The sequence below is a fragment of the Streptomyces maremycinicus genome (genome assembly GCF_001184025.1).
In the GTDB taxonomy this organism is placed as follows: Bacteria; Actinomycetota; Actinomycetes; order Streptomycetales; family Streptomycetaceae; genus Streptomyces; species Streptomyces maremycinicus.
Map to the genome: position 1 here is coordinate 292,532 of NZ_BBYG01000012.1, position 16,718 is coordinate 309,249.

Genomic DNA, 16,718 nt, shown 5'->3' on the forward strand with positions numbered 1-16,718 from the left:
GTGTCAGGCGAGGGGGTGGGCGGCCAGCAGGTCGCCCAGGGCTTCCTCGTGCGCCGCGGCCGGGCCGAGCGACAGTTCCAGGTGCTTGGCCCAGGCGTGGTACCGGTGCAGTGGGTAGTCGACGTCGGCACCGAAGCCTCCGTGCAGGTGCTGTGCGGTCTGCACGACCCGGCGGACGCCTTCCGCGGCCCAGATCTTGGCCACGGCGACGTCCCCGGCGGCCGGCAGCGCGCCCGGAGCCCCGGAGGCGATCCGCCACGCGGCCTGCCACAGCGTGACCTCCATCGCCCGCAGGTCGATGTAGCGGTCGGCGGCCTGCACGGCGACGGCCTGGAACGTGGCGATGGGGTGCCCGAACTGTTCCCGCTTCCCGGCGTACTCGCTGGTCATCGTCAGTACGCGCTCGCCCAGCCCGAGCGCCTGCGCGCAGGTTCCCGTGGTCAGCAGGGCGCGCAGCCACTCCCAGGCGCCGTCGGCGGTGATGACGTCCCGGCCGGCGATCCGCGCCGATTCGAGACGCAGTTCGCCGAGCCGCTCGCCGGTGGTGGAGATCTGCTCGGCGAGCGCGACTCCTTCGTGTCCGCGCGCGACGACGGCGAGGACGCTCCGGCCGTCCCCGGTGCGTGCCGGTACGAGGACGAAGTCGGCGTCGTACGCCCACGGCACCATCGTCTGCACCCCGTCCAGCACCCACTCGCCTGCCTCGGGCTCCCCCGGACCGCCCGCATCCCTTCCGTCGTCCGTGCCGGTCATGGCAGTCCCGTCGGCCGTGGCGTTCTGCCGTGCGGTCACGGCGAGTTCGGCCGGATCGTGGCCGGAGCGGCCGTTCGCGGCGACGGTGAGGACGATCTCGCCCCGGCCGGCCCGAGCGAGCAGGGACGCCTTCAACTCGGGTCCGCCGTAGGCCTGGAGGGCGGCCGCGGCCGCGCTGCCCTCCAGCAGGGGGACCCGTGCGAGTACCTTCGACGCCTCGCGCAGCACCAGGCAGAGCGCGATCGCGTCGAGGCCGGCCCCGCCGAACTCCTCGGCCAGCAGCAGGCTCAGCAGGTCCGCCGAGGCGAGCCTGGCCCACAGCTCGCGGTCGAGGCCTTCGGCCACGGCGCCTCGGGTGAGCGCGGGGCTCGGCACGCTGTCGGGGGCCACCCCGGCGAACACTCCTCGCGCCGCCTCCGCCGCTGCCTGCTGCTCCTCGGTGAAGGTGAAGTCCACGGCCTGTCCTCCCGACGGGTCAGCTGATCTGACGGAGCGTCAAGATAGAACAGGTTCTAGAAGAAGGGAACGGGAACGGTCGCCGAGAAGGAGACCGTCGGTCGGAGGAGGGCGCCTTCGGTCGAAGGAAGGCGCCGTCGGTCGAAGGAAGGCGCCGTCGGTCGGGCGGGGGCGCCGTCGACCGGACAGGGCCGCTGGGGCGCGGGTGGTTGCCGGAGGCGGCGCGGGGGCGCGGGTGGTTGCCCAACGGCGGCGGTTGCCGACCGACGGCGCGGGGCGCCGTCGGTCGCGATGGTGGTGCCGGGTTCGTCGCGCGCTTCTCAGCCGGTGGTCCTCACCGGTCGAAGTCCACCTCCACCGCCTCCGTCAGCGGATGCGACTGGCAGGCCAGCACGTACCCGGAGTCCGTCTCCTCGGGTTCCAGCGCGAAGTTGCGGTCCATGCGCACCTCGCCGGAGACCAGGAAGGCCCGGCAGGTCCCGCACACCCCGCCCTTGCAGGCGTAGGGCGCGTCCGGACGGTTGCGCAGCACCGTCTCCAGGACCGACTCCCCGTCCCGCACGGGCCAGCTGCCGCCCCGGCCGTCGAGCCGGGCGGTCACGGTGCTGTGGGCGGGGGCCGCCACTGGTGCCAGGGGCGCAGTGACCTCCACATGGAAGATCTCCTCGTGGATCCGGGAGCGCGCGACCCCGATCTCCCGCAGTGCCTGTTCCGCGCCCTGGACGAGACCGAACGGCCCGCACAGGAACCAGGCCGCCACCTCCGTGACCGGCAGCAGTGACGGCAGGAGCCCGGTCAGCCGCTCCCGGTCCAGCCGCCCGGACGGCAGCCCGGCCTGCTGCTCCTCCCGGGAGAGCACGGTGACCAGCTGGAACCGCTCGGGGTACCTGTCCTTGAGATCGGCGACCTCTTCCAGGAACATCGTCGAGGCCGCCGTCCGGTCGCTGCGGACCAGGCAGAAGCGGGCGGCGGGCTCACGGGCCAGCAGCGTCGAGACGATCGACAGGACGGGCGTGATCCCACTGCCGCCGACGATCGCCGCGTACAGGCCGGGCGCGGGGGCGAGGGTGAAGCGGCCGGCCGGGGTCATCACCTCCAGCTCGTCGCCGACGGCGATCTCCTTCAGCGCGTACGTGGAGAAGGCACCGCCCTCGACCAGCCGCACGCCGACCCGCAGCGTGCGGGGCCCCTCACCGCCGGGATCGGGCGCGGGCGAGCAGATCGAGTACGTCCGTCTGACCTCGGTCCCGTCGACCACGCGGCGCAGGGCGAGATGCTGGCCGGGCGCGTGCCGGTACTCCTCGCGCAGCGCGGCCGGGACCGTGAGGGTGAGCGTGACGGAGTCGTCGGTCAGGTGGTCCACCGCGGCCACCTGGAGCGGGTGGAAGCGGGCCATCACAACTCCTTGAAGTGGTCGAAGGGTTCACGGCAGTCGAGGCAGCGCCGCAGGGCCTTGCAGGCGGTGGAGGAGAAGCGGCTGAGCAGCTCGGTGTCGGTGGAGCCGCAGTGCGGGCAGCGGATCGGCTCCAGGGCCGCGCCGCCCGGGTCGGCCGTGGGCTCGGGAGCGAGGGTGCGGGTGGGGCCCAGGGTGACGCCGACCGGTTCGGACGCCGCCCGCACGCGGGGCGGAGCGATGCCGAACTCCCGGAGTTTGCGGCGCCCTTCGGCGGAGATGTCGTCGGTCGACCAGGCGGGGGACAGCACCGTGCGCACGGTGACCTCCCGCACCCCGTGCGCGTGCAGCGCCCGTTCGATGTCCAGGGACATCGCCTCGACGGCCGGGCAGCCGGTGTAGGTGGGGGTCAGCTCGACCTCCACGGCGTCCGCGGCGCGTACGTGCACCGCGCGCAGGACGCCGAGTTCCCGGAGCGTGACCACGGGCAGTTCGGGGTCGAGCACCGAGCCGGCGATCTCGAGGAGTTCCGCCTCGAGCGGGGTGAGCGTCACCATGACGCGCCCGGGTGGCTGCGGTGCAGGTGCTGCATCTCGGCGAGCATCCGGCCGAAGGACTCGGTGTGCAGGCCCTCGCGGCCCGCGCCGGCGCTCCAGGCTCCGGTGCGCGGGCCTTCGGGCACGGCCAGGCCGGCCCGCTTCAGCACGCCGCGCACCGATTCCAGCCAGGCAGGCTCCAGCTCCGCCGGATCGAGGCCGAGGCCGTCCACGGGGCGGAACATCTCGCCGGTGAACCGCCACAGAGCCGTGCAGGCCACCTGCGTCCGCCCGTGGCTCTCCTCGGTGCCGTCACCGAGCCGCAGCGTCCACTGCTCGGCGTGGTCGCGGTGGTAGGCGACCTCCTTGACGGCCTTCGCCGCCAGTCCCGCGAACGGGCCCTCGGTGGCCGCCAGTCGCCCGTACAGCAGGTGCTGGTAGGTGGAGAAGTACAGCTGGCGGACGATGGTGTGGGCGAAGTCGCCGTTCGGCTGCTCGACCAACTGGAGGTTGCGAAAGGCGCGTTCCTCGCGCAGGTACGCCAGTTCGTCCTCGTCGCCGGCCATCGACAGCAGGATCCGGGCCTGGCCCAGCAGGTCGAGGGCGATGTTGCCGAGGGCGACCTCCTCCTCCAGCACGGGCGCGTGGCCCATCCACTCCCCCAGGCGGTGGGAGAGCACCAGGGCGTCGTCGCCGAGGGCGAGGGCGGCGGTGCGGGTGTGCGTCGTCGTGGTCACAGGTGCTTCACCCCCTCCGGGATCTCGTAGAACGTCGGGTGCCGGTAGGGCTTGTCGGCGGACGGCTCGAAGAACGGGTCCTTCTCGTCCGGCGAGGAGGCCGTGACCGCTGAGGACGGCACGACCCAGATCGAGACGCCCTCACCTCGGCGGGTGTACAGGTCGCGCGCGTTGCGCAGGGCGAACTCGGCGTCCGGGGCGTGCAGGCTGCCGGCGTGGGTGTGGGAGAGGCCGCGCCGGGAGCGCACGAAGACCTCCCACAGGGGCCAGTCGGTGTTCGTCATGCCTGCTCCACTTCCGTCCCAGAGCTGTGTTTGGCCGCGTAGGCCGCGGCCGCCTCTCGTACCCACGCGCCCTCGTCGTGGGCGCGCCTGCGTTGGGTGATCCGCTGTTCGTTGCACGGGCCGTTGCCCTTGAGGACCTCTTTGAACTCGGTCCAGTCGATGGCTCCGAAGTCGTGGTGCCCCCGCTCCTCGTTCCACTTCAGGTCCGGGTCGGGCAGCGTCAGGCCGAGCGAGGCGGCCTGGGGGACGCAGATGTCGACGAAGCGCCGGCGCAGTTCGTCGTTCGAGTGCCGCTTGATCTTCCAGGCCATCGACTGCGCGGAGTGCGCGGACTCGTCGTCGGGCGGGCCGAACATCATCAGGGACGGCCACCACCAGCGGTCCACCGCGTCCTGTGCCATCGCGTGCTGCTCGGGGGTGCCCCGGCTGAGGGCCAGCAGCAGCTCGTACCCCTGGCGCTGGTGGAAGGACTCCTCCTTGCATACCCGGACCATCGCGCGTGCGTACGGGCCGTAGGAGCAGCGGCACAGGGGGACCTGGTTGGTGATCGCGGCGCCGTCCACCAGCCAGCCGATGGCGCCTACGTCCGCCCAGGTCAGCGTGGGGTAGTTGAAGATCGAGGAGTACTTCTGGCGGCCGGAGTGGAGCTTGTCGAGCAGTTCCTCGCGGCTGGCGCCGAGCGTCTCGGCCGCGCTGTACAGGTAGAGGCCGTGGCCCGCCTCGTCCTGGACCTTCGCCATCAGGATGGCCTTGCGGCGCAGGGAGGGCGCGCGGGTGATCCAGTTGGCCTCCGGCTGCATGCCGATGATCTCGGAGTGGGCGTGCTGGGCGATCTGGCGCACCAGCGTCGCGCGGTAGGCGTCGGGCATCCAGTCGCGCGGTTCGATGCGTTCGTCGGCGGCCACGGTGGCGTCGAAGACGCGCGCGAACGCCTCGTCGTCGGCGGCGCCGCCGGACTGCCCGGTGTGCGGCTGTGTGCGGGCCGTCTGGTGCGCGGCTGCTGTCGCCATGCGGTCCCCCTTGACCTCGGGCCCCGGCTCGGTGCCGTGACCTCGGCTCTGCCCGAGCCTTCTCCCGACCGATCGTTCGGTCCGTGCGATTCCATGGTGGGACGGCCGTCGTAAGGTGTCAACCGCTGTGGATAACCTGCGGGCATCCCCTGTGGACAACCTGCCCCGGCCTTCTCCCGGCCGGGGTGTGACGGGGAGGGGGCTGCGCCGAACGGGTGAAGCTGAGTACCGTTCGCGATTGCGCGACGCAGCGCGAGGACGACCGGCATCGGGGAACGGGGCGGAATGGACGTGCACGACGGAGGGTCCGGCTCTCCCAAGGGGCCGAACACGTCGAGGGAGGCGGAGGCGGACTCGCCACCCGCCCGGGACGCCGTACCCCGCCCCCGAACCGAACTCCCGGCCCCCGAGGTCGCCTCCCGGGCCGACATCCCGGCCCCCGGACCCGGGTCCGGGGCCGACGGCGCGGATTCCGTGCCCGCTCCCCGGGCCGATGACGCGGACTCCGTGCCTGCCTCCAGGGCCGACGGCGCGGACTCCCTGCCCGAGTCCCGGGTCGAGCCCGCGGATCCCGTGCCCGCTCCCCGGGCCGACGGCGCGGACTCCCTGCCTGCTCCCCGGGCCGAGCCCGTGGAACCGGACATCGCTGCCCCGGACGAGGCCACGACCACCGACGGTCTCGCGTCGGGGCCCGGGCGGCCGGAGGCGCGTACCGGTGTGGCCGCCCTCTCTCCCCGCTATCAGGTCGGTGCCGCGCTGGCGCTGGCCGTCGTCGCGGTGGCCGTCTGTGTGCATGTCGGGATGGTGTTCCTGCACGTCGCCCCGTCGAACACCGTCACCAAGGCGCACGGCAAGGCGGTCGACGACTGGATATACCCGGAGTTCGAGCAGAACTGGAAGCTGTTCGCGCCGAACCCGCTCCAGCAGAACATCGCCGTCCAGGTCCGCGCCCAGGTCCGTACCGAGGACGGCGGCTCGCGGACCACCGGCTGGTACGACCTGTCGGCGCAGGACGGCCGGGCCATCGACGGCAACCTGCTGCCGAGCCACACCCAGCAGAACGAGCTGCGCCGAGCCTGGGACTTCTTCACCGCCACGCACGACAACGAGAACCGCCCCGTCGGCCTGCGCGGAGCCCTCTCCGAGACGTACCTGCGCCGCATCGTGGTGCTTCGTCTGGAGCGCGGCGGCGTGGCCGGTGACGGCGGTGTCGTCGAACGGATCCAGGTGCGTTCGCAGACCACCAATGTGACCCCGCCGAAGTGGAGCACCGAGAAGGTGTCGATGAGCCCGGTGTACCGCGAGCTGTCCTGGTGGTCCGTGCCGGCCGGCGCGACCGAGGGAGGCACGAGGTGAACCGGTTCTCCCTGACGGTGTCCGCCGCCATCGCCCGCGTCACCGGGTCGGCGCTCGCGCCGTACCAGAGCGCCGTGGTCCGGATCGGCTTCAGCGCCACCTGGCTGTTGTTCCTGCTGCGCGAGTTCCCCCACCGCCAGGAGCTCTACGGCCCCGACGGCCCCTGGGACTGGGAGCTGGCCCGGCAGCTGATCGACACCAACGGCGCGTTCACGGCGCTGATGTGGTCGGACGGGCGGGGCTGGTTCGAGGCGGTGTACCTGCTCGCGCTGCTCTCGGCCGCGCTGCTGCTCGTCGGCTGGCGCACCCGCGCGATGTCGGTGCTGTTCATGGTCGGTGTGCTGTCGCTCCAGAACCGCAGCGTCTTCATGGGGGACGGCGGGGACAACGTCCTGCACCTGATGTCGATCTACCTCGTGTTCATGCGGTGCGGCCGGGTGTGGTCGCTGGACGCCCGACGGGACCGGCGGGCGCACGAGGCACGCGCGCGGGGAGAACGGGTCGCCGACCGGGTGGGCCCCGTCCTGTGGGCCGCGGCCGGGTTCGTCCTGGTCACGGTGACCGTGGCGGGCCGCTTCCACAGCGCCTGGACCATTCCTGTGCTCCTGTGGGCGGTGTGGGCCGTGCTGGGCCTGTGGTGGGCCGTCGGCCGCCGTACGAAGCCGGGCGAGCCGCGGATCCTGCTCGACGTGATGGCGAACATCCTGCACAACGGCGCCCTGGTCGTGATCATGGCCGAGGCCTGTCTGATCTACGCGACCGCCGGCTGGTACAAGATCCAGGGGTCGCGCTGGCAGGACGGCACCGCCGCGTACTACCCCCTGCACCTGGACTACTTCTCGCCGTGGCCCGGGCTCGCCGATCTGCTGGCCGGCAGCGGCACGATGGTCCTGCTGGCCACCTACGGGACCGTCATCGTGCAGGTCGCCTTCCCGTTCACGCTCGCCAACCGGCGGCTGAAGAACGTTCTGCTGGCCCTGATGATGACGGAGCACGCGGTGATCGCCGTGGTGCTCGGCCTGCCGTTCTTCTCGCTGGCGATGATCGCGACGGACGCCGTCTTCCTGCCGACGCCCTTCCTGCACCGGGTGGGCGGATGGGCCACGCGCGCGCGGGGACAGCTGCTCCCCCGTGTCGGCCGTACGGCGGTCCCGGAGCCGCGGGCCCAGGAGAACCCCGAGCCCACCCACGTAGGCTTCACGGCATGACCGACCCCGTGACCGCCGGTTCCGGTCCGCTCGACCGGTGGCGCCGGCTCGCCGACGCGTCCGTCCTGCTCGACGGTTTCCACGCCCTCAAGCACGCCGTGCGCTTCGGAGCCGAGATCCCGGTGGCGGTCACCGCCGACCGGCGGGCGACGCTCGCCCTCGCCGGCGAACTGGCCCCGGACGTCCGCGACGCGCTGGACGCCCTGCTGACGGAGGTCCCGGAGGCGACGTACACCTCGCTGGTGGCGCGCCCGCATCCCACCGCGGTCGCGGCCCTCGCGGTACGGCCCTCCCGCGAGGCCGCTCTGGAGCGGCTGGGGCACGCGCCGCGCGGCACGCCTGTCGTGGTCCTGGACAACCCGCGCAACCTCGGCAACGCGGGCGCGGTGATCCGGCTGGCCGCAGGTTTCGGGGCCACCGGGGTGGTCACCACCGGCACGCTCGATCCCTGGCACCCGACCGTGGTGCGCGGCGGGGCGGGGCTGCACTTCGCGACCGCCGTGGAGCGGCTGACCGTCGACGAGCTGCCCGCCGGACCGGTGTTCGCCCTCGACCCGGAGGGGGACGACCTCCGGGGCGTCGAGCTGCCGGACGACGCCCTCCTGGCCTTCGGCTCGGAGCGCAGCGGGCTCTCCGCCGAACTGCGCGCGCGTGCCGACCACCTTCTCGCCCTGCCGATGCGCCCCCAGGTCTCCAGCTACAACCTCGCGACCAGTGTGGCCATGACGCTGTACCACTGGAGCGCCACCGGGGGCGCGCCGCACGTCCCTTGAGCGTCCGGACGCCTAGGCGTCCCGGCGGACCTCGACCACCCGGAAGCGGTTCGCGACGAACGCGCCGTCGGTGAGGGCCGCGTTGGCCGCCGGGTTGCCGCCCGAGCCGTGGAAGTCGGAGAACGCGGCCGTCTGGTTGACGTAGACCCCGCCGGTGAGGTTGAGGGACAGCTGGGCGGCCTCCTCCAGGCAGACCTCCTCGATCGCCCGCTCCACCTCCTCGTCGGTGGTGTACGCGCCGACCGTCATCGCGCCCTTGTCGCGCACCGTGCGCCGCAGCAGGGCGACCGCGTCGGCCGCGGAGTCGACGGCGACGGCGAAGGAGACCGGGCCGAAGCACTCGCCCATGTAGGCGGCCTCGTCGTCCGCGCCGTCCCAGTACTTCCGGGCCCCGTCGAGCTTGACGAGCACCGGGGTGCGCACGACCGCGTCGGGGAACTCCGGGTTGCTCACCTCGCGGGAGGCGAGGGCGACCTCGCCGAGGCCCGCGGCGGCCTCCAGGCGCGCCTTGACGTCCGGGTTGACGATCGCGCCGAGCAGCGCGTTCGCGCGGGCGTCGTCGCCGAGGAGACCGTCGACCGCGCGGGCGAGGTCGGCGACGACCTCGTCGAAGGTCTTCGTGCCGTCGTCGGTGCGGATGCCGTCGCGCGGGATCAGCAGGTTCTGCGGGGTCGTGCACATCTGGCCGCTGTACAGGGAGAGCGAGAACGCCAGGTTGGCGAGCATGCCCTTGTAGTTCGCCGTGGACTCCACGATCACGGTGTTGACGCCGGCCTTCTCGGTGTAGACCTGCGCCTGGCGGGCGTTGGCCTCCAGCCAGTCGCCGAAGGCGGTCGAGCCGGTGTAGTCGATGATCCGGATCTCGGGCCGGGTGGCCAGGGTCTTGGCGATGCCCTCACCGGGGCGCTCGGCGGCCAGCGCGACCAGGTTCGGGTCGAAGCCGGCCTCGGTGAGCACCTCGCGGGCCACGCCGACGGTCAGCGCGAGCGGCAGCACCGCGCGCGGGTGGGGCTTGACCAGGACCGCGTTGCCGGTGGCCAGGGAGGCGAACAGGCCCGGGTAGCCGTTCCACGTCGGGAAGGTGTTGCACCCGATGAGCAGGGCGATCCCGCGCGGGACAGGCGTGAAGCGCTTGGTCAGCGCGAGCGGGTCGCGCTTGCCCTGGGGCTTGCTCCACTCCGCCGCGTCGGGCGTACGAACCTGCTCCGCGTAGGCGTACGCCACCGCCTCCAGGCCGCGGTCCTGCGCGTGCGGGCCGCCCGCCTGGAACGCCATCATGAAGGCCTGGCCGGAGGTGTGCATGACCGCGTGGGCGAACTCGTGCGTCCGGTCGCTGATCCGCTTGAGGATCTCCAGGCAGACCACCGCGCGCAGTTCCGCGCCCGCGTCCCGCCAGGCGCCCTGTCCGGCCCGCATGGCGGGCAGCAGCGTGTCCACGTCCGCGTGCGGGTAGGTCACGCCCAGCTCGACGCCGTACGGCGAGATCTCGCCGCCCACCCAGTCGTCGGTGCCGGGCTGGCCGAGGTCGAGGCGGGTGTGCAGCACGGCGTCGAAGGCGGCCTTGCCGGCCGCGGCGTCCAGGCTGCCGTTCTCCCCGTAGGCCTTGGGGTGTTCCGGGTGCGGGGACCAGTAGGCGCGGGTACGGATCGCTTCCAGGGCCTGGTCGAGGGTGGGCCGGTGCTGGGCGATCAGAGCGTGCGCGGTCGGTTCGGCGGCGGCCATGCGGGACCAACTCCTCGTCTTGAGAACTCTCCGTCGAGCTCATGACCTGGCGGAAACCTGGGCAGGAACAGCCAGTCAGGGCTAGAGTAACCGAACGATCGGTCGGGACAAGGGGGCCTGCCGCATCTGTGGAAAACCCCGTGCGGGAGGATCGCGCACATGACAGCACTCGACCTCAGCAGCCCCGTGGCCGTCGTCGGCACCGGCACCATGGGCCAGGGCATCGCCCAGGTCGCGCTCGTCGCCGGTCACCCCGTGCGGCTGTACGACGCCGTGCCCGGCCGTGCCCGCGAGGCGGCCGATGCGATCGGTGCCCGCCTGGACCGGCTCGTCGAGAAGGACCGCCTCTCCACCGGCGACCGGGACGAGGCACGCGCCCGTCTGCGGCCCGCGGAGAGCCTCGCCGACCTCGCCGACTGCTCCCTGGTCGTCGAGGCCGTCGTGGAGCTCCTGGAGGCCAAGCAGGACCTGTTCCGGCAACTGGAGGACGTCGTCGGCGAGGACTGTCTGCTCGCCACCAACACCTCGTCCCTGTCCGTGACGGCCGTCGGGGGCGCCCTGCGCAACCCGGGCCGCCTGGTGGGTCTGCACTTCTTCAATCCCGCGCCGCTGATGCCGCTGGTGGAGGTCGTCTCCGGGTACGCCACCGACGTCACGTCGGCCACGCGCGCGTACGAGACCGCCCGCTCCTGGGGCAAGACGCCGGTCGCCTGCGCCGACACCCCCGGCTTCATCGTCAACCGCATCGCGCGGCCCTTCTACGCCGAGGCGTTCGCCGTCTACGAGGCCCAGGGCGCCGACCCGGCCACCATCGACGCGATCCTGCGCGAGTCGGGCGGCTTCAAGATGGGCGCCTTCGAGCTGACCGACCTGATCGGACAGGACGTCAACGAGTCGGTCACGCACTCCGTGTGGCGGTCCTTCTTCCAGGACGTGCGTTTCACGCCCTCGCTCGCCCAGCGGCGCCTGGTCGAGTCGGGCCGCCTCGGCCGCAAGACCGGCCAGGGCTGGTACGACTACGCGGACAAGGCCGGGGCCGCCGAACCGCACACCGCGGAGAAGGCCCAGCCGCCCGCGTACGTCGTCGCCGAGGGCAATCTGGGCCCCGCCTCCGAACTGCTCGCGCTGATCCGCGAGGCGGGCATCCAGGTCCGCGAGGAGGAGGAGGACCACGGCACCCGCCTGGTGCTGCCCGGTGACGGCCAGCTCGCCCTCGCCGACGGCCAGACCTCCGTGGAGTTCCGGGACGTCGTCTACTTCGACCTCGCCCTGGACTACCGCAAGGCCACCCGCATCGCCCTGTCCGCCTCCCAGGACACCTCCACGCAGACGATGTCCGAGGCGATCGGCCTGTTCCAGGCGCTCGGCAAGGACGTCAGCGTCATCGGCGACGTCCCGGGCATGATCGTCGCCCGTACCGTCGCGCGGATCGTCGACCTCGCGCACGACGCCGTGGCCAAGGGCGTCGCCACCGAGGAGGACATCGACACCGCGATGCGCCTGGGCGTGAACTACCCCCTCGGCCCCTTCGAGTGGAGCCGCAGGCTGGGCCGCACCTGGGCCTGCTCCCTCCTCGACGACCTGCACGAGCGCGACCCCTCCGGCCGCTACGCGCCGTCCCTCGCGCTGTACCGGCACTCCTACGCCACCGAGAAGCGGGAGGGCGCCTCGTGACCACCGCCAAGCGCGACACGTACACCCCGGAGACGCTGCTCTCCGTCGCCGTCCAGGTCTTCAACGAGCGCGGCTACGACGGCACCTCCATGGAGCACCTCTCCAAGGCGGCCGGCATCTCCAAGTCGTCGATCTACCACCATGTCGCCGGCAAGGAGGAACTGCTGCGGCGGGCCGTCAGCCGGGCCCTCGACGGCCTCTTCGGGATCCTCGAGGAGGAGCACGCGCGCGTGGGGCACGCCTCGGAGCGCCTGGAGTACGTCGTGCGGCGCATGGTCGAGGTGCTCATCGGCGAACTGCCGTACGTGACCCTGCTGCTGCGCGTGCGGGGCAACACCGACACCGAGCGGTGGGCCCTGGAGCGGCGACGCGACTTCGACCACCGGGTCGCCGAACTGCTCCGGGCGGCCGCCGCCGACGGGGACATACGCGCGGACATGGAGTTCCGGCTCGCGACCCGGCTGGTCTTCGGGATGATCAACTCGATCGTCGAGTGGTACCGGCCGGGCGGCCGGGGGATGGTCGAGAGCGAGGTCGCCGACGCGGTCGTACGGCTGGTCTTCGAAGGGCTGCGCACGGCCCCGTAGGCTTCAGCCCTGCGGCTCCAGGTCCTCCTCCTCGAACACCAGCAGCGTGCGCGTGCTGAGCACCTCCGGGATCGCCTGGAGCCGGGTGAGCACCACCTCGCGCAGCGCCCTGTTGTCCGGCGTGTGCACCAGCAGCAGGACGTCGAAATCGCCGCCCACCAGGGCGATGTGCGAGGCGCCGGGCAGCAGTCTGAGCTGCTCGCGCACCGTCCGCCAGGAGTTCTGCACGATCTTCAGCGTGATGTAGGCGCTGGTGCCCTGCCCGGCGCGCTCGTGGTCCACCCGGGCGCCGAAGCCGCGGATGACGCCGTCCTCGATGAGCCGGTTGATCCGCGCGTAGGCGTTGGCGCGTGAGACATGGACCCGCTCGGCGACCGACCGTATCGAGGCGCGGCCGTCCGCCTGGAGCATCTGGAGGATGTCCTGGTCGATGGCGTCGAGCGGCCGCGGCGGCGGCAGCGTGGCACCGGCCGGAGCGGCGGCGATGCCCGGCGACGGGGCGCCGGCCGGTGTCGCCGGGCCGGCCGGAGGCGGCACGGTGCCGGTCTCCGGCCCGTCGGCCATTTGTTCAGGTGCCATGTCCCCCTGCCTCCCTGCCATGGACGTACTGCACCCATCTCAGGTTGTGGAGAACCGTTTGTCCACAGCCTGAGGGGCCCTGTAGCCAAAATGTGCCGACGACCGAACAATCGGTAGGTGAGGCGCATCACAACCGGCGCGCCTCCCGTAGCCACTCCCACGAGGAGGTGCCGTCATGACGGTCATGGAGCAACGGGGCGCGTACCGGCCGACCCCGCCGCCGGCCTGGAAGCCCCGTACCGACCCCGCGCCGCTGCTGCCCGACACGGAGCCCTACCGCGTGCTCGGCACCGACGCCGCCGCGCAGGCCGACCCGGAGCTGCTGCGCCGGCTGTACGCCCAGCTGGTGCGCGGCCGCCGCTACAACGTGCAGGCCACCGCCCTCACCAAGCAGGGCAGACTCGCCGTCTACCCCTCCAGCACCGGCCAGGAGGCCTGCGAGGTCGCCGCCGCGCTGGCCCTCCAGGAGCGGGACTGGCTCTTCCCCAGCTACCGCGACACCCTCGCCGTCGTCGCGCGCGGTGTGGACCCCGTCGAGGCCCTCACCCTGCTGCGCGGCGACTGGCACACCGGCTACGACCCCTACGAGCACCGTGTGGCGCCCCTGTCCACCCCGCTCGCCACCCAGCTCCCGCACGCCGTGGGCCTCGCGCACGCCGCCCGCCTCAAGGGCGACGACGTGGTCGCGCTCGCCATGGTCGGCGACGGCGGCACCAGCGAGGGCGACTTCCACGAGGCGCTGAACTTCGCCGCCGTCTGGCAGGCCCCGGTCGTCTTCCTCGTGCAGAACAACGGCTTCGCGATCTCCGTACCGCTCGCCAAGCAGACCGCCGCCCCGTCGCTGGCCCACAAGGCCGTCGGCTACGGCATGCCGGGCCGCCTGGTCGACGGCAACGACGCGGCCGCCGTGCACGAGGTGCTCACCGACGCCGTACGGCGCGCGCGCGAGGGCGGCGGCCCCACCCTCGTGGAGGCGGTCACCTACCGCATCGAGGCCCACACCAACGCCGACGACGCCACCCGCTACCGCGGGGACGCCGAGGTCGAGACCTGGCGCGAACACGACCCGATCCAGCTCCTGGAGCGCGAACTCACCGCGCGCGGGCTGCTCGACGAGGACACGAAGCAGTCCGCGCGGGACGCCGCCGAGACGATGGCCGCCGATCTGCGCGCCCGCATGAACCAGGACGCCGTCCTCGACCCCATGGACCTGTTCGCCCACGTGTACGCCGAGCCCACCCCCCAACTGCGTGAGCAGCAGGCCCTGCTGCGGGCGGAGCTCGAGGCCGAGCACGCCGACCGGGAGGGTACGCACCGATGACCACCGTCGCCCTCAAGCCCGCCACCATGGCGCAGGCCCTCACCCGCGCCCTCCGGGACGCGATGGCCGCCGATCCGTCCGTGCACGTCCTGGGCGAGGACGTGGGCACCCTCGGCGGTGTCTTCCGGGTCACCGACGGCCTTGCCGCCGAGTTCGGCGAGGACCGCTGCACGGACACCCCGCTCGCCGAGGCGGGCATCCTCGGCACGGCCGTCGGCATGGCGATGTACGGGTTGCGGCCGGTCGTGGAGATGCAGTTCGACGCCTTCGCCTACCCGGCGTTCGAGCAGCTCATCAGCCATGTCGCCCGAATGCGCAACCGCACCCGCGGCCGTATGCCGCTGCCGATCACCGTCCGCGTGCCCTACGGCGGCGGCATCGGCGGCGTCGAGCACCACAGCGACTCCTCCGAGGCGTACTACATGGCGACCCCGGGCCTCCATGTCGTCACGCCCGCCACGGTCGCCGACGCCTATGGCCTGCTGCGCGCCGCCATCGCCTCCGACGATCCGGTCGTCGTCCTCGAACCCAAGCGTCTGTACTGGTCCAAGGACGCCTGGAACCCGGACGACCCGCAGCCCGTCGACCCGATCGGCCGCGCGGTGGTGCGGCGCCCCGGCCGCAGCGCCACACTGATCACCTACGGACCGTCGGTGCCGGTCTGCCTCGAAGCCGCCGAGGCGGCGCGCGCGGAGGGCTGGGACCTCGAGGTCGTCGACCTGCGGTCCCTGGTGCCCTTCGACGACGAGACGGTCTGCGCCTCGGTACGGCGGACCGGCCGCGCGGTCGTCGTGCACGAGTCGGGCTCCTTCGGCGGCCCGGGCGGGGAGATCGCGGCCCGGGTCACGGAGCGCTGCTTCCACCACCTGGAGGCGCCGGTGCTGCGCGTCGCCGGGTTCGACCTCCCGTACCCGCCGCCGATGCTGGAGCGCCACCACCTGCCCGGCGTCGACCGCATCCTGGACGCCGTGGCGCGGCTGCAATGGGAGGCCGAGAACTGATGGCACAGGTCCTGGAGTTCAAGCTCCCCGACCTCGGCGAGGGGCTCACCGAGGCGGAGATCGTGCGCTGGCTGGTCCAGGTCGGCGATGTGGTCGCCGTCGACCAGCCGGTCGTCGAGGTCGAGACGGCCAAGGCGATGGTCGAGGTGCCCTGCCCCTACGGCGGTGTGGTCACCGCCCGCTTCGGCGAGGAGGGCACCGAACTGCCCGTCGGCGCCCCGCTGATCACCGTGGCGGTCGGCGCGCCGGCCACCGGCGTCCCGGACGTTCCGGCCAAGAGCGCCGAGGGGTCGGGCAACGTGCTCGTCGGCTACGGCACCTCGGAGGCACCCGCGCGCAGGCGCCGGGTCCGGTCGGCGCGACCGGCACCCGCCGCCACCGTGACCGTCACGGCGGCACCGGCGGCTCCGGCTGTTCCGGAGGCTCCGGGCCTTCCGGCCGCGGCGTCCGACGGCCCCGTACCGGTGATCTCCCCGTTGGTGCGCAGACTCGCCCGGGAGAACAACCTGGACCTGCGGGAGCTGACGGGCTCCGGGCCCGAGGGGCTCATCCTGCGGGCGGACGTGGAGAAGGCGCTGCGCGCGGCCGTCCCCGAGGACCGGGCGACAGCGCCGTCGCCCCTGTCCACGGCTCCCGTCGGCAGCCGCCGCGTCCCGCTGAAGGGCGTCCGCGGCGCCGTCGCCGACAAGCTCTCCCGCAGCCGACGCGAGATCCCCGACGCCACCTGCTGGGTGGACGCCGACGCGACGGAACTGATGCGGGCCCGGGCGGCGATGAACGCGTCCGGCGGATCGAAGATCGCCCTCATCGCGCTGCTCGCCCGTATCTGCACCGCGGCGCTGGCCCGCTTCCCGGAGCTCAACTCCACCGTCGACCCGTCGGCCCGGGAGGTCGTCCAGTTCGACCACGTCCACCTCGGCTTCGCCGCGCAGACCGAGCGGGGACTCGTCGTGCCCGTCGTCCGCGACGCGCACGCCCGGGACGCCGAGGGACTCACCGCGGAGTTCGCCCGGCTCACCGAGGTGGCCCGGGACGGCCGGCTCACGCCCGCCGACCTGACCGGCGGCACCTTCACCCTGAACAACTACGGGGTGTTCGGCGTCGACGGCTCCACGCCGATCATCAACCACCCCGAGGCGGCCATGCTCGGGGTCGGCCGCATCGTCCCCAAGCCGTGGGTGCACGACGGTGAGCTCGCGGTGCGCCAGGTCGTCCAGCTCTCGCTGACCTTCGACCACCGGGTGTGCGACGGCGGAACGGCGGGCGGCTTCCTGCGCTACGTGGCGGACTGCGTGGAGCAGCCGGCGGTGCTGTTGCGCACGCTGTGA

16 protein-coding genes are annotated in these 16,718 nt (G+C 72.8%); 8 read left to right on the forward strand and 8 right to left on the reverse strand.

What is annotated here, in order from left to right:
- Positions 1–3: 3 nt before the first annotated feature.
- The 6 genes from AOQ37_RS14405 to paaA form a co-directional block, all read right to left on the reverse strand.
- A complete protein-coding gene (locus AOQ37_RS14405) occupies positions 4–1,209 on the reverse strand; it encodes an acyl-CoA dehydrogenase family protein (protein WP_062644889.1) in 1,206 nt (401 codons plus the stop codon).
- Positions 1,210–1,543: 334 nt separating this feature from the next.
- Positions 1,544–2,605 carry a 2Fe-2S iron-sulfur cluster-binding protein gene (locus tag AOQ37_RS14410; protein ID WP_062644890.1) on the reverse strand — a complete coding sequence of 354 codons (1,062 nt, stop codon included), beginning with the start codon at positions 2,603–2,605 and terminating at the stop codon, positions 1,544–1,546.
- Positions 2,605–3,159, reverse strand: coding sequence for a 1,2-phenylacetyl-CoA epoxidase subunit PaaD (paaD, locus tag AOQ37_RS14415; RefSeq protein WP_062644891.1), 555 nt, complete (start codon positions 3,157–3,159; stop codon positions 2,605–2,607). Before paaD ends, AOQ37_RS14410 begins: the two co-directional genes overlap by 1 nt.
- Positions 3,153–3,875 (reverse strand): 1,2-phenylacetyl-CoA epoxidase subunit PaaC, encoded by a 723-nt coding sequence (gene paaC, locus AOQ37_RS14420; protein ID WP_062644892.1) that lies wholly within the window; start codon positions 3,873–3,875, stop codon positions 3,153–3,155. The genes paaD and paaC overlap by 7 nt, the downstream gene beginning before the upstream one ends.
- Positions 3,872–4,159: a 1,2-phenylacetyl-CoA epoxidase subunit PaaB gene (gene paaB, locus AOQ37_RS14425; protein WP_020130608.1), complete on the reverse strand. Its 288-nt coding sequence runs from the start codon at positions 4,157–4,159 to the stop codon at positions 3,872–3,874. Before paaB ends, paaC begins: the two co-directional genes overlap by 4 nt.
- Entirely contained in the window at positions 4,156–5,169 is a 1,014-nt protein-coding gene (paaA, locus tag AOQ37_RS14430) for a 1,2-phenylacetyl-CoA epoxidase subunit PaaA (RefSeq protein ID WP_062644893.1), read from the reverse strand. Before paaA ends, paaB begins: the two co-directional genes overlap by 4 nt.
- A 285-nt stretch (positions 5,170–5,454) precedes the next feature.
- Between paaA and AOQ37_RS14435 the strand changes: the two genes are divergently transcribed.
- Genes AOQ37_RS14435 through AOQ37_RS14445 form a run of 3 tightly spaced genes read left to right on the forward strand, consistent with a single transcriptional unit; the run spans position 5,455 to position 8,506 of the window.
- A complete protein-coding gene (locus AOQ37_RS14435; RefSeq protein WP_062644894.1) occupies positions 5,455–6,525 on the forward strand; it encodes a DUF5819 family protein in 1,071 nt (356 codons plus the stop codon).
- Positions 6,522–7,733 (forward strand): HTTM domain-containing protein, encoded by a 1,212-nt coding sequence (locus AOQ37_RS14440; RefSeq protein ID WP_062645129.1) that lies wholly within the window; start codon positions 6,522–6,524, stop codon positions 7,731–7,733. Before AOQ37_RS14435 ends, AOQ37_RS14440 begins: the two co-directional genes overlap by 4 nt.
- Complete coding sequence (locus AOQ37_RS14445; RefSeq protein WP_062644895.1) at positions 7,730–8,506, forward strand: TrmH family RNA methyltransferase; 777 nt, start codon at positions 7,730–7,732, stop codon at positions 8,504–8,506. Before AOQ37_RS14440 ends, AOQ37_RS14445 begins: the two co-directional genes overlap by 4 nt.
- Before the next feature lie 12 nt (positions 8,507–8,518).
- Here AOQ37_RS14445 and paaN read toward each other — a convergent pair whose 3' ends face one another.
- On the reverse strand, positions 8,519–10,228 hold the full coding sequence (gene paaN, locus AOQ37_RS14450) for a phenylacetic acid degradation protein PaaN (RefSeq protein WP_062644896.1): 1,710 nt from the start codon (positions 10,226–10,228) through the stop codon (positions 8,519–8,521).
- 159 nt (positions 10,229–10,387) lie between these two features.
- On the opposite strand from paaN, the gene AOQ37_RS14455 reads away from it, so the two are divergent.
- Together AOQ37_RS14455 and AOQ37_RS14460 are read left to right on the forward strand one after the other, a co-directional pair.
- Positions 10,388–11,902 carry a 3-hydroxyacyl-CoA dehydrogenase gene (locus tag AOQ37_RS14455; RefSeq protein ID WP_062644897.1) on the forward strand — a complete coding sequence of 505 codons (1,515 nt, stop codon included), beginning with the start codon at positions 10,388–10,390 and terminating at the stop codon, positions 11,900–11,902.
- A complete protein-coding gene (locus tag AOQ37_RS14460; RefSeq protein WP_062644898.1) occupies positions 11,899–12,489 on the forward strand; it encodes a TetR/AcrR family transcriptional regulator in 591 nt (196 codons plus the stop codon). Before AOQ37_RS14455 ends, AOQ37_RS14460 begins: the two co-directional genes overlap by 4 nt.
- Before the next feature lie 3 nt (positions 12,490–12,492).
- Here AOQ37_RS14460 and AOQ37_RS14465 read toward each other — a convergent pair whose 3' ends face one another.
- The gene (locus AOQ37_RS14465; protein WP_062645130.1) at positions 12,493–12,975 is read right to left on the reverse strand and encodes an Lrp/AsnC family transcriptional regulator; all 483 of its coding nucleotides are present in this window, start codon (positions 12,973–12,975) and stop codon (positions 12,493–12,495) included.
- Positions 12,976–13,243: 268 nt separating this feature from the next.
- On the opposite strand from AOQ37_RS14465, the gene pdhA reads away from it, so the two are divergent.
- The 3 genes from pdhA to AOQ37_RS14480 are packed head-to-tail and all read left to right on the forward strand — an operon-like array spanning position 13,244 to position 16,718.
- Positions 13,244–14,389, forward strand: a complete 1,146-nt coding sequence (gene pdhA / locus AOQ37_RS14470) for a pyruvate dehydrogenase (acetyl-transferring) E1 component subunit alpha (RefSeq protein WP_062644899.1) — start codon at positions 13,244–13,246, stop codon at positions 14,387–14,389.
- Positions 14,386–15,390 (forward strand): alpha-ketoacid dehydrogenase subunit beta, encoded by a 1,005-nt coding sequence (locus AOQ37_RS14475; protein ID WP_062644900.1) that lies wholly within the window; start codon positions 14,386–14,388, stop codon positions 15,388–15,390. The genes pdhA and AOQ37_RS14475 overlap by 4 nt, the downstream gene beginning before the upstream one ends.
- Positions 15,390–16,718 carry a dihydrolipoamide acetyltransferase family protein gene (locus AOQ37_RS14480; RefSeq protein WP_062644901.1) on the forward strand — a complete coding sequence of 443 codons (1,329 nt, stop codon included), beginning with the start codon at positions 15,390–15,392 and terminating at the stop codon, positions 16,716–16,718. Before AOQ37_RS14475 ends, AOQ37_RS14480 begins: the two co-directional genes overlap by 1 nt.

Coding starts and splice junctions, on each gene's coding strand:
- AOQ37_RS14410 (WP_062644890.1), bottom strand. CDS start 2,605: ATGGCCCGCTTCCACCCGCTCCAGGTGGCCGCGGTGGACCACCTGACC.
- paaD (WP_062644891.1), bottom strand. CDS start 3,159: ATGGTGACGCTCACCCCGCTCGAGGCGGAACTCCTCGAGATCGCCGGC.
- paaB (WP_020130608.1), bottom strand. CDS start 4,159: ATGACGAACACCGACTGGCCCCTGTGGGAGGTCTTCGTGCGCTCCCGG.
- paaA (WP_062644893.1), bottom strand. CDS start 5,169: ATGGCGACAGCAGCCGCGCACCAGACGGCCCGCACACAGCCGCACACC.
- AOQ37_RS14435 (WP_062644894.1), top strand. CDS start 5,455: ATGGACGTGCACGACGGAGGGTCCGGCTCTCCCAAGGGGCCGAACACG.
- AOQ37_RS14445 (WP_062644895.1), top strand. CDS start 7,730: ATGACCGACCCCGTGACCGCCGGTTCCGGTCCGCTCGACCGGTGGCGC.
- paaN (WP_062644896.1), bottom strand. CDS start 10,228: ATGGCCGCCGCCGAACCGACCGCGCACGCTCTGATCGCCCAGCACCGG.
- AOQ37_RS14455 (WP_062644897.1), top strand. CDS start 10,388: ATGACAGCACTCGACCTCAGCAGCCCCGTGGCCGTCGTCGGCACCGGC.
- pdhA (WP_062644899.1), top strand. CDS start 13,244: ATGACGGTCATGGAGCAACGGGGCGCGTACCGGCCGACCCCGCCGCCG.
- AOQ37_RS14475 (WP_062644900.1), top strand. CDS start 14,386: ATGACCACCGTCGCCCTCAAGCCCGCCACCATGGCGCAGGCCCTCACC.
- AOQ37_RS14480 (WP_062644901.1), top strand. CDS start 15,390: ATGGCACAGGTCCTGGAGTTCAAGCTCCCCGACCTCGGCGAGGGGCTC.